At 42.4% G+C, this 14,234-nt stretch carries 14 protein-coding genes; 8 read left to right on the plus strand and 6 right to left on the minus strand.

The window, feature by feature from the left end:
- Window positions 1–3: 3 nt before the first annotated feature.
- Window positions 4–1,176: an NO-inducible flavohemoprotein gene (hmpA, locus tag MHN79_RS07115; RefSeq protein WP_239172293.1), complete on the minus strand. Its 1,173-nt coding sequence runs from the start codon at window positions 1,174–1,176 to the stop codon at window positions 4–6.
- A gap of 225 nt (window positions 1,177–1,401) precedes the next feature.
- Between hmpA and norR the strand changes: the two genes are divergently transcribed.
- The 5 genes from norR (at window position 1,402) to MHN79_RS07140 (ending at window position 5,709) form a co-directional block, all read left to right on the plus strand.
- Entirely contained in the window at window positions 1,402–2,991 is a 1,590-nt protein-coding gene (gene norR, locus MHN79_RS07120) for a nitric oxide reductase transcriptional regulator NorR (RefSeq protein WP_239172294.1), read from the plus strand.
- A gap of 51 nt (window positions 2,992–3,042) precedes the next feature.
- Window positions 3,043–3,402: a glutaredoxin domain-containing protein gene (locus tag MHN79_RS07125; protein WP_239172295.1), complete on the plus strand. Its 360-nt coding sequence runs from the start codon at window positions 3,043–3,045 to the stop codon at window positions 3,400–3,402.
- Between the two features lie 18 nt (window positions 3,403–3,420).
- A complete protein-coding gene (locus tag MHN79_RS07130; RefSeq protein ID WP_239172296.1) occupies window positions 3,421–4,050 on the plus strand; it encodes an HAD-IA family hydrolase in 630 nt (209 codons plus the stop codon).
- Between the two features lie 92 nt (window positions 4,051–4,142).
- Window positions 4,143–5,033, plus strand: coding sequence for a DMT family transporter (locus MHN79_RS07135; RefSeq protein ID WP_239172297.1), 891 nt, complete (start codon window positions 4,143–4,145; stop codon window positions 5,031–5,033).
- A gap of 52 nt (window positions 5,034–5,085) precedes the next feature.
- Window positions 5,086–5,709 carry a glutaredoxin domain-containing protein gene (locus tag MHN79_RS07140; RefSeq protein ID WP_239172298.1) on the plus strand — a complete coding sequence of 208 codons (624 nt, stop codon included), beginning with the start codon at window positions 5,086–5,088 and terminating at the stop codon, window positions 5,707–5,709.
- Between the two features lie 40 nt (window positions 5,710–5,749).
- Here the strand turns inward: MHN79_RS07140 and MHN79_RS07145 are convergent, their stop codons facing one another.
- Together MHN79_RS07145 and MHN79_RS07150 are read right to left on the minus strand one after the other, a co-directional pair.
- Entirely contained in the window at window positions 5,750–6,097 is a 348-nt protein-coding gene (locus MHN79_RS07145; protein WP_239172299.1) for a hypothetical protein, read from the minus strand.
- A gap of 58 nt (window positions 6,098–6,155) precedes the next feature.
- Entirely contained in the window at window positions 6,156–7,334 is a 1,179-nt protein-coding gene (locus tag MHN79_RS07150; protein WP_239172300.1) for a multidrug effflux MFS transporter, read from the minus strand.
- Window positions 7,335–7,446: 112 nt separating this feature from the next.
- Between MHN79_RS07150 and MHN79_RS07155 the strand changes: the two genes are divergently transcribed.
- Both MHN79_RS07155 and MHN79_RS07160 read left to right on the plus strand, forming a co-directional pair.
- Window positions 7,447–8,325: a LysR family transcriptional regulator gene (locus MHN79_RS07155; protein ID WP_239172301.1), complete on the plus strand. Its 879-nt coding sequence runs from the start codon at window positions 7,447–7,449 to the stop codon at window positions 8,323–8,325.
- Window positions 8,326–8,448: 123 nt separating this feature from the next.
- Window positions 8,449–10,299 (plus strand): bifunctional diguanylate cyclase/phosphodiesterase, encoded by a 1,851-nt coding sequence (locus MHN79_RS07160; protein WP_239172302.1) that lies wholly within the window; start codon window positions 8,449–8,451, stop codon window positions 10,297–10,299.
- Between the two features lie 33 nt (window positions 10,300–10,332).
- On the opposite strand, the gene MHN79_RS07165 is transcribed toward MHN79_RS07160, so the two are convergent.
- Window positions 10,333–10,845 carry a nicotinate-nicotinamide nucleotide adenylyltransferase gene (locus MHN79_RS07165; protein ID WP_239172303.1) on the minus strand — a complete coding sequence of 171 codons (513 nt, stop codon included), beginning with the start codon at window positions 10,843–10,845 and terminating at the stop codon, window positions 10,333–10,335.
- A 107-nt stretch (window positions 10,846–10,952) separates the two neighbouring features.
- On the opposite strand from MHN79_RS07165, the gene nadE reads away from it, so the two are divergent.
- Window positions 10,953–11,780 carry an ammonia-dependent NAD(+) synthetase gene (gene nadE / locus MHN79_RS07170; protein ID WP_160930516.1) on the plus strand — a complete coding sequence of 276 codons (828 nt, stop codon included), beginning with the start codon at window positions 10,953–10,955 and terminating at the stop codon, window positions 11,778–11,780.
- Between the two features lie 84 nt (window positions 11,781–11,864).
- Here nadE and MHN79_RS07175 read toward each other — a convergent pair whose 3' ends face one another.
- Window positions 11,865–13,214, minus strand: coding sequence for an MATE family efflux transporter (locus MHN79_RS07175; protein WP_239172304.1), 1,350 nt, complete (start codon window positions 13,212–13,214; stop codon window positions 11,865–11,867).
- A gap of 80 nt (window positions 13,215–13,294) precedes the next feature.
- Complete coding sequence (locus tag MHN79_RS07180) at window positions 13,295–14,146, minus strand: helix-turn-helix domain-containing protein (protein WP_239172305.1); 852 nt, start codon at window positions 14,144–14,146, stop codon at window positions 13,295–13,297.
- Between the last annotated feature and the right edge of the window lie 88 nt (window positions 14,147–14,234).

Below are 14,234 nucleotides of genomic sequence, written 5' to 3' on the forward strand. Positions count from 1 at the left end.
ATATTAAAGATAAGCGTGCGGTCCAAACACCTCGTAATGAATACGATCTCTTCCAACACCAAACCCTTCCAGTTGTTTAACTAATGCTTCCATAAAAGGAACTGGACCACATAGATAAAAATCTGCCCGACCGAAAGCCAGCGAGTCCTCTACATGGGATAAATCCATTTGGCCTGTGAAATCAGCCTTATCATTCAAATACCAAGTAAACTGGTTCCAACCATTCTGGCTAGTCAACTGTTCCGTTTCTTGCTTAAATGTATGCTGGTGTGGACCGTTACAAGCATATAAATAGGCTACATCTTGCTTACCTGACTCCGCCAGCATCTGCAACATAGACTGCATTGGTGTCGCCCCAACCCCAGCAGAAATAAGCACAACAGGCGCGTGTTTTTCTTGATAATAAAAATCGCCCGCGGGGGCATATAAATAAAGAGTATCACCCTCACTAACCTCATCATGAAGGAAATTAGATACCAAACCTTTATGCTCACCAAACTCGCGTTTAACTGAAATACGGTAATCGTTACCGTTGGGTTTTTGCGATAGGGAGTATTGACGTATCTCGTTGTGTTCTCCTGATGATGGTTTAACCTCAACTCCCACATATTGTCCTGGAATGTAGTCCAAAACATTACCACCATCGACTGGCGCTAAAACAAAACTCATCACCAACTCAGATTCGCGCTTTTTCTCTCTCACCACAAATTGACGTGAGTTTTCCCAACCACCAATAGCATGTTTTCTTTGCAGGTATAGCTCTCCCTCTCGGTCAATGAAAATCTTCGCAAGGAACAAATAGGCGGCTGTCCAAGCCTCTTCAACTTGTTTAGTAAAAGCTTCTGGTGCCAATTCACGTAAGGTTTCAATCAGATGATGGCCAACAATCTGATAATGCTCAGCTTGAATGTTGAAACTGGTGTGCTTGTGAGCGATCCGCTCTACTGCTGAAGCTAAGGCTTCCAAGTTTTCAATATTCTTTGCGTACGCCGCTACGGCTTCAAACAAAGCAACACTCTGACGACCGGTTTTTTGATGCGTCATATTGAAGATATCTTTTAACTCTGGGTTATGAGAAAACATGCGCTGATAAAAATGCTGAGTTAATGCTGGCCCTGCACCTTCTAGTAAAGGGATGGTGCTTTTTACAACTTCAATATGCTGATTATTAAGCATCTGTATATTCTCCTAGTATAATTCAAAGCTCTCCACCCTTTATTGCACGATCAGTGCCAAGTAGGAAGAACACCTAATTACTTGGATTTTCTTCACTAATTAGAATAAAAAAGTCATAAAGACCCCGTTGAAAAGTGTCTATATGACACTATAATAAATTAATCACACACTTTGGACGGTTGCTTTTTAAGCACCCTGAATAGTATTCTGGAGCCTACCACTAGCATGCAAGACATTTCTGTCTCTACTCTAATCGATATGACCATTGGCCTTGCAACAGGCCATAATGAACAAGAGCGATTCCACAAATTGCTCGACGCAATACGTAAAGCTATCCAATGTGATAGTGTCGCACTACTCTCACTTCAAGGAGATACTCTTGTGCCACTAGCCATCCAAGGGTTAACAAGAGATACTCTTGGGCGTCGCTTTGTTGTTAGTGAACACCCTCGCCTTGAAGCAATATGTGCATCTAAAGTGGCCGTCCGTTTTGACGCAAGCTGTAACCTGCCTGATCCCTTCGATAATCTGCTTATGGATTACGAGGGCGATCTTCCAATGCACTCTTGTATGGGACTGCCGTTGCTCTATGCTGATAAATTACTCGGAGTTCTGGCTCTAGACAGCCTAACGCCTAATGTGTTCGACCAAATACCGACTCGCAGCCTAGACGCGTTGTCGGCTATCGTTGCATCAACTCTTAAAGTTGCCATGACGGTCAGTCAACTTGAACAACAAGCAAAACAAACTCAACAAAGATTTGAAGAACTCAATGAAGATGCGTGGGAAAGAGAAGGAGGGGAAATTATCGGTGCTAGTCCAAAGATGCTATCACTAAAATCCGATATAGAAGTCGTAGCTCCCTCTCATTTCAATATTCTTATCAATGGCGAAACTGGTGTGGGTAAAGAGTTAGTTGCTAGGAGCATTCATCACCAGTCGAATCGACGTAAACAGCCTTTGGTATATGTAAACTGTGCGGCTATTCCTGAAAACCTCGTAGAGAGTGAGCTATTTGGTCATGTCAAAGGCGCATTTACTGGCGCAGATAAATCAAGGTTAGGAAAATTTGCTCTTGCGGATCGTGGTACTCTTTTTTTGGATGAAATCGGCGAACTTCCACTCAGCGCACAAAGTAAAATTCTAAGAGCTTTGCAAAACAATGAGATTCAACCCGTTGGTCAAGACAAGGTCGAAACCATAGACGTTCGAGTCTTAGCTGCGACTAACAGGGATCTTCCAGAAGAGGTGAATGAAGGAAGATTTAGAGCTGATCTTTATCATCGTCTCAGCGTGTACCCAATTAGTGTTCCTGCACTTCGCCACCGAGACGGGGATGTCACTCTACTCGCTGGCTATTTCTTAGAGCAAGCAAGACGAAAGCTTGGGATAGTTCAAATCAAACTCAACAAAGAAGCTCAGTATCTACTGTCTCGCTACAACTGGCCTGGTAATGTTCGTGAATTAGAGCATGTCATTAATCGCGCAGCATTAAAAGCTCGAGCAAGAGCGAATAACGCTAAATTGATTTCGGTTTCCATTGAAGACATAGGTGATTTACATGCTATGCCAATAGAAGCGTCTGCCGTACAGACGTCCCAATTGTTTGATATGTCAGAGTCACTGGTATCCAAAGGGCTGCGCGAATCGACAGAAGATTTCCAACGACAACTGATCACTCATGCTCTTACGGAGGCCGAATTTAATTGGGCTAAAGCAGCTCGACAACTCAAAACAGACAGAGCCAACCTGACTCGACTTGCCAAAAGACTCGGCTTGACGGTGACAAAGCAGCATAAGATCAGTACTCATTGAAAGTGATTTTGGGTACAATGCGTCATCAAATATCATGCTGTAAGGAATAATATGAAGTTTGTTCGTTGGTTATTAGGCCGTCTTATCCTGCTATTTAATTTTATTTTTTCTCCTAAAGGACTAAAGCGCTCTGACCAAGACCAACAGGCAGTCGACGAAAAAGCCAAAGCATTGGCCCTCTATCAGTTCGAAGCCTGTCCTTTTTGTGTCAAAGTCCGTAGAGCAATGAAACGCCAATCGGTCAATATTGAGCTACGTGATGCCAAAGCAAGTTCACAATACAGAAAAGAACTTGAACTTGGAGGAGGAAGAGTCAAAGTTCCCTGTCTAAGAATAGAAAAAGACGGCAAAGTAAAGTGGATGTATGAGTCGTCCGATATCGTCGCGTATTTGGAAAAAGAATTCGCGTAGTACCCAAGAGGAGATTACATGGAAGTAGTGGCTTTAGATATCGATCAAATCAAAGCGATCGTTTTTGATTTAGATAACACACTAGTAAGCTCAAATCTTGATTTTAACTGGCTAAGAGCACAAATTGGTTGTCCAAAAGAGGTTGATTTACTTACATTTATTGAACAACTCAATTGCTCTCAGTCGGCAGCGGCTGCGAATCAAATAGTACTCGAACATGAACTTGATGATGCCAACCATTCAACACCCATGCAAGGTTGTCATGACCTGCTTGGATTTATTGAAAAGCACGGTCTGCACACTGCAATCATCACACGAAATTGTTTCGAAGCATCGCTGCGTAAAGCCGAGCACAATAAGTTAAATATTTCGCGTATCATAAGTCGAGAACACTTCCCTCCTAAACCTGCCCCAGATTCCTTGTTATCACTAGCAGATGAATGGGGCTTAGACTCACATCAGATTCTTTATGTGGGTGATTATGTTTACGATTTGCAAGCAGCTAGCAATGCGAATATGCCTTCATGCTTGGTTACTCATGGCAATGCAAACACATTCTCTCATCAAGCATCAGTGACGGTCACCGAGTTAGACGAGCTGCTTATGCTATTGCTCGATCACCAATTGAGTCGACCACCTTTTGACTGAATCATGTTTACCGCAAATTAAACAATAAGATAGGTGACGCACATTCAATAACATCGTATGATTCTGCGTACTATTTTTTCAAAAAGATAATTATGGCTTCAAACAACCACCATCCTATACAGGGCGCAAGCTGGATGCTCACCGCAGGTTTAGCATTTGCTTTGGTCAATAGCCTTGCTCAAGTCGCCAGTATTAAGTTTGGACTAACTTCGACTACTGTCGCCTTTGTTCAATATTCGATAGCGCTAGTGGTGATTCTTCCTTATCTTTTGAGCTTGGGCATACGCGAATCCTTGCAAACCAATCACCTCGGCTGGCATATATTTCGTGTTTTTCTTTCCGTCATTGGTATCCAGCTCTGGCTATGGGCTTTGGCTTATCCGGTACCTATTTGGCAAGGTATCGCTTTACTCATGACATCTCCGCTGTTTGCAACGATAGGCTCAGGCCTGTTTCTCAAAGAACAAGTAGGGGTAGCGAGATGGGCTGCAACATTATCTGGCTTTATCGGTGCTATGTTAATCTTAGAACCTTGGGCTGATGACTTTAGCTTGGCGGCATTACTCCCTATTGGTGCAGCATTCTTTTGGGCGTGTTACTCCTTGATGGTAAAGAAATTGTCCTCCAATGACTCACCATCGACTATGGTCGTTTATTTGCTTATTTTAATTACACCATTTAATCTCCTGCTTGCAATACCCGAATGGCATACACCAGAAGGTGGTTTGATATGGCTAGTACTCATTGGTGCAGGAGCACTAACCGCTTTAGCTCAATGGGCAATAGTCAAAGCCTATTCTGTTGCCGATGCCTCGTTTGTTCAGCCTTTTGATCATGCAAAGTTACCCCTTAATGTCTTAGCAGGCTGGGTCGTTTTTAGCTGGGTTCCACCCGGAAGGCTGTGGTTAGGAGCCGCTATTATCATTGCATCTGTTGCTTTTATCACTCAATGGGAATCAAAAAAATCTCGTGAAGTGAAATAAATAATAGTTAATACCGTTCTATTATTTAGACATATATTCGGGAGAGTGCTCAATGACAGAACCAATCAAATTAACACTATATCGCTGGGGTGGAAGCTGGGGACCATTTAGCGTTAAAATTCCATGCGGAGAATGTACGCTAACTAAAGATATTCTCAAAGATACCTTTGAGAACGAATTAGCCGATGTACCCGTCGAGCTAGAGGTTAAAGACTGGCTAACTCATTGGTGGGAACCGCTCAAAGTAGGTGCTTGGCATGCGCCAATCCTAATGGTGGAAGGAAAAGTAGTCAGCCAAGGCGAAGCATTAAACCGCGGTGTATTAGTGCAATCTGTTATAAAAGAGTGGACAAAGCGTGACACGCTTAAAGGCAACATTGTTTATGGAAAAGCAACCTGTCCATACTGTGTAAAAGCCAAGAAATTACTTGATGATGCTGGTGTTGAATATCAGTACCACGATGTGGTCAAAGATAGCGCAGCGCTATATAGAATGATCCCCGAAGTCAAAGCAATCATAGGTGAAAAAACGCCAGTTACTGTCCCACAAATTTGGCTTGATGGTCAATACATTGGAGGCGCAGATAACCTGCCGGCATGGCTTGAAGAAAAAGGGCTAAACAAAGTGCCAGATAATGTGGTTAATATGGAAAGTAACCAAGGTTCTGCGAGTTAACTTACTTAAGCCCCCTCCTTTGGGGGCTTAAGTGTTTCGTTTATCGCTTAGGCTGCTGAAAAGTTTTACCTGCCGCTTGATAAGTATCTTTACGTTTTACATCAAACATTACTTCAAAGAACCAGGCAACAAATCGAATAACATCATCACCTTCATTCATAATATGCTCGATGTACTCTTGCTCTTCACCTTGATCGTTTTGCTCAATCGTCACATGATAAATACGGCGTTCGCCTTCAACTTCAGCGAGCGAAAACTGGCCTACCAGCGAGAGCGCAGCTTGCGCCACATCCTCATTTTGATTCGATTTGAGTATTTCGAGCGCTTGGGGCAAATCTTCTTGTTTACAAAGCGCTGTGACTAACTCAGAAAATTCTTTATGTTCCATCGTAGACCTTTAACATGTCAACATTAGTGAACGCATTGTATCAGGGTGTTTATGCCTTTCAAGCAAACTCTCGACGAGTAACCGCCGTCAATCGACCTGTGTATAAAGCAATACCCATAGCTCCAGCACAGACAAGATAAAATGCACCTAATGCCACACTGCTTTGTATCCAAGTCTCAACCAGATATCCCCCCAATAATCCAGCTAAGCACATTTGGATTGCTCCCGTTAACGCTGAAACCGCCCCAGCCTGCCTTTTATGTGGCCCGAGCAACATAGCAATAGAAATGGGAAAAGATAAGCCTTGAGCAACCACCATCCAAGTAAAAGCCCAAATAATATTAAATAGTGTCAACTCAGTCGCGGTCAGCCACATTCCTGAAGCGACAATAATACAAATGGCTAGCGCTAGAATCTTTCGCGAGCTCACATAACGGTTAAGAACATTTAATGCCAGAGTTCCTACCAGCAAACCAGCAGAGGGAATAACCATTACGCTTCCATACTGAGCCGCCGTTAAACCCAGTTCGTGTTGAAGGATAAATGGCATTACAGACAAAGATACTACACACGCTAGGTAAGTGATCCAATTATAACTGGCACTGCAAAGTACTTGCTTGCTCTTAATCAAGTAAGCATAGTTAGATACGACCTTATTTAGACTAAATGTCGTTGTACCATAGGTCATGGTTTCAGGAAGTATGTAATAACCTAAAACAAAAGTTGCAGCCAAATAACTCAACACAAATACAAACACAGCCTCCCAACCAAAATAAAAGGCTATCCAACCACCAAGCACAGGCGCAAGCACTGGCATTATCGAAGCAGTGACCGATACGTAGGACAATGCCTTAGTTAACTCCCGACCATCATAACAATCTCGTAATACGCTGCGTCCTAACACAGAAGCACTGCCAGAACCTAGGCCCTGTAAAAGGCGGCCTAACACCAAAATCCAGATGTTATGAGTAAATAAAATGCACATTAGAGTGCCAATTAAATATATCCCTTGACCGAGCAAAAAGACCGGTCTGCGACCAATAGCGTCGGATAAGGGACCATAAAAAAGCTGTGAAACACCAAAGCCGACAAGAAATAGAGTGACTAAAAGTTGTACATCGGATTGACTGATTTGTAACGCTTTGCTGATCATGGGTAAAGAGGGAAGATAAATGCTCACTCCTACCTGCCCGGTCGAAATAATGAGCATCGCCATCAATATCGGCGCTTTTTTCATTTCAATACCTCATACTTTTGACGTGCAACTAAGTTTAAGTTAAGCGCCAAATAATGATAATATCTTCAGTAGGAAACTAATTAATTCCCAATGGGAATGAATAAGGCAGAGAATGGATTGGATTCAAAGTGTTCAAAGTTATATTCGCGTAGTCGATGAAGGAAGCTTTAACGGAGCCGCTCGTAAAATGAATGCCACCAGCTCCGCAATTAGCAAGCGTATACAATGGCTTGAAGAAAGGCTCGGTGTTCAACTTTTAAAACGAACCACTCGCAGCGTAACTCAAACCGAAGCTGGTGCCCTTTTTTACCAAAGAGCAAAAGTACAATTAGAGGGGTGGCAGTCCGTTGTTGATGAGACCCGTTCAGTAAATCAAACCCCTGCGGGACTTTTAAAAATAGGGGCCACCATTGCCGTTGGATCTAAGTTCTTGGTGCAATACCTCGATGACTTTCTCCAGATGTACCCAGACATTCGAATCCAATTGATCACCACAACTCCTGGGCAGTTGCCAGAGCTAAGCTTAGATTTATTTATCAGTCGTGAATTGGAACAACTAAACTCACTAAGCTTTAAAGCTTCCCCACTTTTTGAACACAAAGCAGGGTTTTACGCCTCTCCTGCTTATCTTGAAAAATATGGTGAGCCCACGGCAATTGAGGAACTTACAGAACATAACATACTCATCTGGGGGGAGAGGCCGCAACGAGAAGTGAAGCTCAATAACGGAAAAAGAATCGTACTTTCGGGTAATCTCGCAACAACAAACCCTGAAGCCCTTTTCTATGCAGCTAAAAACGCTATCGGAATACTCATATCAAATGATGTGATGATTAAAGACGAATTAAATACCGGCGCGTTACGAAGGATCTTGCCATCTACGACGACCGATGAAACTACTGTCTACGCCTATTACCCAAAACTGGATTACCAACATACTCGAACAAAATTATTTTTAGACTACCTGAAAAATCGTCTCCTTGATGAGTAGGTTTGCTTCAACAGAGAAAAAGATCCAAACTAAAATTTGAAATGATATGAGACCTGTACCATATTTAAACGTGACATTAGCAATAAATAAGTTATTTAAATCACGGCTAAGCAGGTAGTTCAAATGGCTAGGGCATCATTACAGGCAACATCTATTGATTTAGATGTTCTGAGCTTAACGTTACAACTCGATGGCACTGAATTGCTTAATCGGGTTACTAGTGTATTGCATCAGCATTTCACATCGTACTCGACGTGCATCGTCGAGATAGATAAGTTCAATGCCAACGGGTATTGCCTAGCGCAGGCGTGCTTTGATTCAAGTAATGTTCCTATTTCATACTCGCTCACCAACACACCATCATTTCGCGTGAGCCATTCTGAACTCGATTACGTACTGTACACTCAGAAAGTCACGTCACAATTTCCTAATGACCCGTATCTATGTGAACATAATATTGAAGCCTATATTGGTATCCCACTAAAGACCGCCGCAGGTGAAATACTTGGTGTGCTCTTGTCAACCTTCAAGCACCCCGTCCAATCCCCTAAAGAACTTATTTATTACCATATGCTTTTCGCAAATATAGTAGTGCACAGCCTCCGAGTGAAATGGCTTGCCTCTCGATCTGATAGCTTGGTTAGGCAACTTAGTTATGAAGTTTCTCATGATAATCTAACTGGCCTGCTTAATAGAAGTTACCTGGCCGACAAGCTCGAGCGATTGTCTGAATCACACTCCGGCTATTTGACCCTCGTCTATCTCGATATTGACAGCTTCAAGACAATTAACAACTTATATGGGCAATATATCGGTGACCAAGTACTTAAATTTGTCTCACACGCGATCGAGTCCTCTTTGCATAACAGACAACTAGCATTTCGGATCTCCGGTGATGAGTTTGCCTTTGTGACCTATGCTAATGATCCTGTTGAAGTATGCCATTCAATATTGGCAAAACTGGAGCCAGGCTATCAAGACCCAGCATATAACTTAAAAGTAAGTGTTAGCATGGGTGTAGCGATTAAATCCGATCCTCGGATCACTGTTGACCAGCTAATTCTTAATGCTAGCCTAGCACTCAAAGATTGTAAGCAAAAAAGAAATACCCAGATTCGATGTTACGATACTGAACTCAGCACTCTTTACTATCGCCGAACAAGGGTCATAGATGCGCTGCGTCAAGAGCTTGCAGCCAACCGCTGCGCAACAAGCGAAATCTACGTTGTCGCCCAGCCTATAGCCAAACAAGATCAGAGGGAGTGGCGCTACTTTGAGATCCTCGCTCGCTGGGAGAGTAAGTCATTGGGGTTTGTTTCCCCAACAGAGTTTATAGAGGCCGCTGAACAATCAGGCTTGATTGTTGATCTTGGCGAAAGAATCATTCAGCTCGCATGCCAAGCAAAAAAACAACTAGAAGATGGGCTAGGCTATGGAGTCAGGTTAGGTATAAATTGTAGCGCACATGAGCTCAGTGACAGTCAGCGCTATCTAGCACATTTGACATCCACTATTAGCATGTACGGTTTTAAGCCTTCAGAGTTCACCATCGAACTTACCGAAACCGTGTTACTGTCACAAGAAGGTGAGATTGGTACTATATTAAATCAGATGCGAGAGCTTGGGTTTTGTATTGCTCTTGATGATTTTGGCACTGGGTATTCGAGCCTTAACTATATCCATCGCTATCCAATAGATTGTATCAAGATTGACGCAAGTTTCATCCGCGACTTGATGAGTAACTCAACCTCAGAGCGCTTAGTTTGGCTAATTATCCAGCTTTCCCAACAACTCAAAGTTGACTTAGTCGCAGAAGGGGTCGAAACACAGCAAGTGGTTGATAAGTTGCACCAAATGGGCTGCACACAAATCCAAGGCTATTATTACTCTCGCCCAGAGAAGCCAGATATTATTATTAAAGCGCAAAATAGTCTTGGACCAAGTGAGCCACCTACGCAGGCTGTAACCTGTTAAATGTCACTCCAAGCTTCAACCCGAAATTATACGTTAGTAATGGCGGCTTTCGGCTAGCAACTTACAAACTCGCGGCGTAGTAAGCGAACTAATGTCTTGGTCTCGCGCTATCCTTACTCGAATATCTGTACTCCTTACCTTGACCGTTTCAGGACAAGCCATTACGGACCAAGCTTCGAGAATTTTGTCCGCTTGATAAAATTTGCCAAAATTAAATAGATTGTCGGGGCCTATCACAAAAGTAAGAGAGTCATCTGGGTATTCGCTTTGAATCTCCTTTAATACCGCATAAGTGGTGACGCTCTGCTCCGGTTTGTAGAGACGCTCTTCGATACGGCTTAACTCAACATTTTTGAGAGACAGGTCCTTTATGAATGCCTCAACTAAATCACACCGCTTAGCATAATCAAGCATCTCCTTACCCCACGCATGACTGATACTAGGTACTAAAAGAACTCGATCAAAATGCATTAATGATTCAATAACACTCTGGTGACCGATACTCGGTGGATTAAATGCACTTCCAAATACCGCAATTTTGCTCATTTTTTTTCCTGATAACCGTGAATTTCGTGTTCATAGTTTTCTAAACTGTTCATTGAGGTATGATATTACTATTATTTCGTAAAATCATGCTTGCAGGAAGAAAACCTATGGAACAGCAAATCCGCGATGAAATGCGTGTACTGCCGTCAATTGATCCTCAATTTGAAATCTCACGCCGTGTTGAATTTATCAAAAATAAGCTCAAGGATGCGCGATGCAAAGCATTAGTGCTAGGCATCAGTGGTGGTGTGGACTCAACCACCTGTGGCCGCTTGGCACAAATAGCGGTTGATGAACTCAATAGCGAAACCGATGCAGGTTATCAGTTCATTGCTGTTCGCCTGCCTTACGGCGAGCAAAAAGATGAAGATGAAGCTCAAATTGCCTTGGAGTTTATTCAGCCTACTCATTCAGTCTCGGTGAATATCAAACCTGGCGTAGATGGCTTACACGATTCTTCTCAGCAAGCTTTGACCAATATAGGCTTAATGCCAGCCCAAGTTGCTAAAGTCGACTTTGTCAAAGGTAACGTTAAAGCTAGAGCCAGAATGGTCGCCCAATATGAAATAGCAGGCTTCGTTGGTGGATTAGTTTTAGGCACAGATCATTCTGCAGAAAACATTACAGGCTTCTATACAAAATTTGGCGATGGTGCATGTGACTTAGCACCTCTTTTCGGTCTAAGTAAACGTCAAGTCCGAGAACTAGCAGACACGCTAGGAGCGCCTAAGATTCTAGTAAACAAAACACCCACCGCAGATTTGGAAGAACTCGCTCCTCAGAAAGCAGACGAAGATGCACTCAGCCTCAGTTATGATCAAATTGATGATTTCCTTGAAGGAAAACCCGTTTCACAAGATACGGTCGACCGCTTAATCTCCATTTACAAAGCAACACAACATAAACGGCTACCAATTCCAACCATTTACGACTAACTCGGGTCTTCTCCCAAACTAGAAACAGAGCTTATTTGCAACCAAATAAGCTCTTATAATAACGGCAGACAATGATCGGCTGACCTAAGATCCGTAACTTGAAGCCCTATCCAAACGAGAATCACGAAAATAGTTTGATAGCATCATCAGGGCCATTATCGCAGCCAAAGATTCTGAGAATAAAGTCGTCAACCAAATACCGTTTATCGGCAGATACTCTGGGAGAAAACACATGCCAACAATGACAAAAATAAATCCACGAGATAATGCCAGTACCGTCGCACGTTTTGGTAACGCAATAGCTTGAAATAAATTGGCAATCACTATATTAAACCCCATCAGGGGCACAGCGAAAAAATAGTAAGTTAATGCGGTCGTCGCCAGTGGTATCAACTGGCTCGAGTCTCCCAAGTATAACGATGCAATCTCAGAAGCAAATAGCCAGATGATGATGAGAAACAAACTGCCACTAATAATCGCAACCTTTAGACCTAATCTTAAAGTTTGCTCAATTCTCAGTTGGTGGTTTGCTCCATAATTGAAACTCATAATCGGCTGGCAAGCTTGTCCTATAGCGACCATAACAAATAACGCAAACACCCCAAGATTAGTGTTTAGTCCGAAAGCAACAACATAACTCTGATCAAACTGAGTCAAAAGAGTGTAATTAAACAATATTATCGTTATCGCAGTGGCTATTTCCACACAAAACGACGGTACTCCCATCGCGAGAATATCTCTAAACTTGCTAATACCGATTCCCTCAAAGCTGAGCGTTAAGTTGCCTTTTCCACGCATAAAATGGCTCAAAAGAGTCAGTAACATAAGTACCTGAGAAATAATAGTGCCATAAGCTGCTCCTTCAATACCCATACCCATTTTGATAATAAATAAATAGTCAGCTAACAGATTTACTACTGCTCCAGCAGACATTGCATAGGTCGCTAGTTTGGGGTTAGAGTCATGGCGAACAAAACAAGATAAAACCCAGACACAAGAATAGAGCGTAAAGAAAGGTAACATAATGAAAAGATACTCACCTGCTAGCTGAGCGATCATGCCGGAGGCGCCGAGTAGTATCAAAAGTTCATCAAGACAACTGATAGCTGCTGTAGTCGTTATTGAACTGAGGATAAGAATAAGTAGGATAGACTGACTAAACCAAGTTTGAGTTGTTCGTGTCTTTCCCTTGCCTATATCTATCGACATCTTCGCCGCACCGCCAATCCCTATCAACATCGCAAATGCAGTAAAAACAGAGAACACAGGCATTATCAGAGCAAGAGCACCAAGCCCCTCTGCCCCAATTGCTATACCTATTATTAAACCATCACCCATGATAAACAGAGACTTAATAAGCATCCCTGCCAAGGCAGGCCATAAATACAGATAAAAGGAAGTGGAGATTGAATCCTTGTCTAAATTAACTGACATATCGCTAATAATTCCAAATAGTTGAGAATGTAGTTAGGTATTATCAGCACGCGTAAGGCTTACATAAATGGATTCACTGCTTATTTTCTTGCATTATTAGAACATTTAAGGCGGAAGTTAGTAGGAGTTTCACCGGTTTGACAACGATAGAACCGACTAAAGTAAGCTGGGTCAACGAAACCTAAATTGAAAGCAATTTTCTTGATGCTCTTCTTAGAGAAAGTCAGCTCTCTATTGGCTTCCAACACCAGACGATCATGTATGAGTTGAGTGACTGACTTTCCCCTATCTCGTTTAGTGAGTTCATTAAGCCTTTTGGGTGTCAGAGACAATTGAACGGCGTAAAACTCACTCTGTTTTTCTTGTTTATAGTGTTTGTCTATCAGCTCAACCAGCCTCGTCACTCTTCTATCATAAACCTTCGTGCTGCTCTCAGATGGTTTAGCATATCGAATTAAGTAACGCATAAAACTGGTGACCAGCGACTCTACTAAACCCCAATCGCAATCTGGTCGTTTACACTCCTCACTGAGTAATGAAAAAATAGACTCCAAGTACATTATACCCTCATCACAACAGTCAATATATGGCACTCTATCGAATGACGAAAAAACACTATTAATCAGTTGATTATTGCGAGGATGTGTATCGATAAAGCCTGTAGCAAAAACCAAGAAACGTACGTCATCACCCATGCAGTGAGAAGAATGTACTTGGCCTGGAGTAATGGTGAAAAATCGATTGGCACGGTTTTGATACTCTGTGAAGTCAATATATTGGTGACCCTCATCCTTTAAGCACCAAACAATCTCCCAGTATTCATGACGGTGGGGCGAGTAAAATGGGTCCTTCATATTGTCAAACTCTTCCGCAAAACATGGTTGCGCAGAGGCTAAATGAACGCTTAATACAGGATTGTCAATAAAACTCATGATAGAAGCAGTGAAATTGTCGTTATTAAGTCAAGGAAGATATTTTTTAGTGTCATGCAGTTGAAATTTAATATATTGGAAGATGCAG

This window comes from Vibrio sp. Of14-4, assembly GCF_022347625.1.
Classification (GTDB): domain Bacteria; phylum Pseudomonadota; class Gammaproteobacteria; order Enterobacterales; family Vibrionaceae; genus Vibrio; species Vibrio pristinus.

Bases quoted from the DNA above. Each gene is read 5' to 3' on its own strand.
- MHN79_RS07140 (WP_239172298.1), top strand. From the start codon at position 5,086: ATGACAGAACCAATCAAATTAACACTATATCGCTGGGGTGGAAGCTGG.
- MHN79_RS07125 (WP_239172295.1), top strand. From the start codon at position 3,043: ATGAAGTTTGTTCGTTGGTTATTAGGCCGTCTTATCCTGCTATTTAAT.
- MHN79_RS07135 (WP_239172297.1), top strand. From the start codon at position 4,143: ATGGCTTCAAACAACCACCATCCTATACAGGGCGCAAGCTGGATGCTC.
- MHN79_RS07145 (WP_239172299.1), bottom strand. From the start codon at position 6,097: ATGGAACATAAAGAATTTTCTGAGTTAGTCACAGCGCTTTGTAAACAA.
- MHN79_RS07175 (WP_239172304.1), bottom strand. From the start codon at position 13,214: ATGTCAGTTAATTTAGACAAGGATTCAATCTCCACTTCCTTTTATCTG.
- hmpA (WP_239172293.1), bottom strand. From the start codon at position 1,176: ATGCTTAATAATCAGCATATTGAAGTTGTAAAAAGCACCATCCCTTTA.
- MHN79_RS07180 (WP_239172305.1), bottom strand. From the start codon at position 14,146: ATGAGTTTTATTGACAATCCTGTATTAAGCGTTCATTTAGCCTCTGCG.
- MHN79_RS07160 (WP_239172302.1), top strand. From the start codon at position 8,449: ATGGCTAGGGCATCATTACAGGCAACATCTATTGATTTAGATGTTCTG.
- nadE (WP_160930516.1), top strand. From the start codon at position 10,953: ATGGAACAGCAAATCCGCGATGAAATGCGTGTACTGCCGTCAATTGAT.
- MHN79_RS07150 (WP_239172300.1), bottom strand. From the start codon at position 7,334: ATGAAAAAAGCGCCGATATTGATGGCGATGCTCATTATTTCGACCGGG.
- MHN79_RS07130 (WP_239172296.1), top strand. From the start codon at position 3,421: ATGGAAGTAGTGGCTTTAGATATCGATCAAATCAAAGCGATCGTTTTT.
- norR (WP_239172294.1), top strand. From the start codon at position 1,402: ATGCAAGACATTTCTGTCTCTACTCTAATCGATATGACCATTGGCCTT.
- MHN79_RS07165 (WP_239172303.1), bottom strand. From the start codon at position 10,845: ATGAGCAAAATTGCGGTATTTGGAAGTGCATTTAATCCACCGAGTATC.
- MHN79_RS07155 (WP_239172301.1), top strand. From the start codon at position 7,447: ATGGATTGGATTCAAAGTGTTCAAAGTTATATTCGCGTAGTCGATGAA.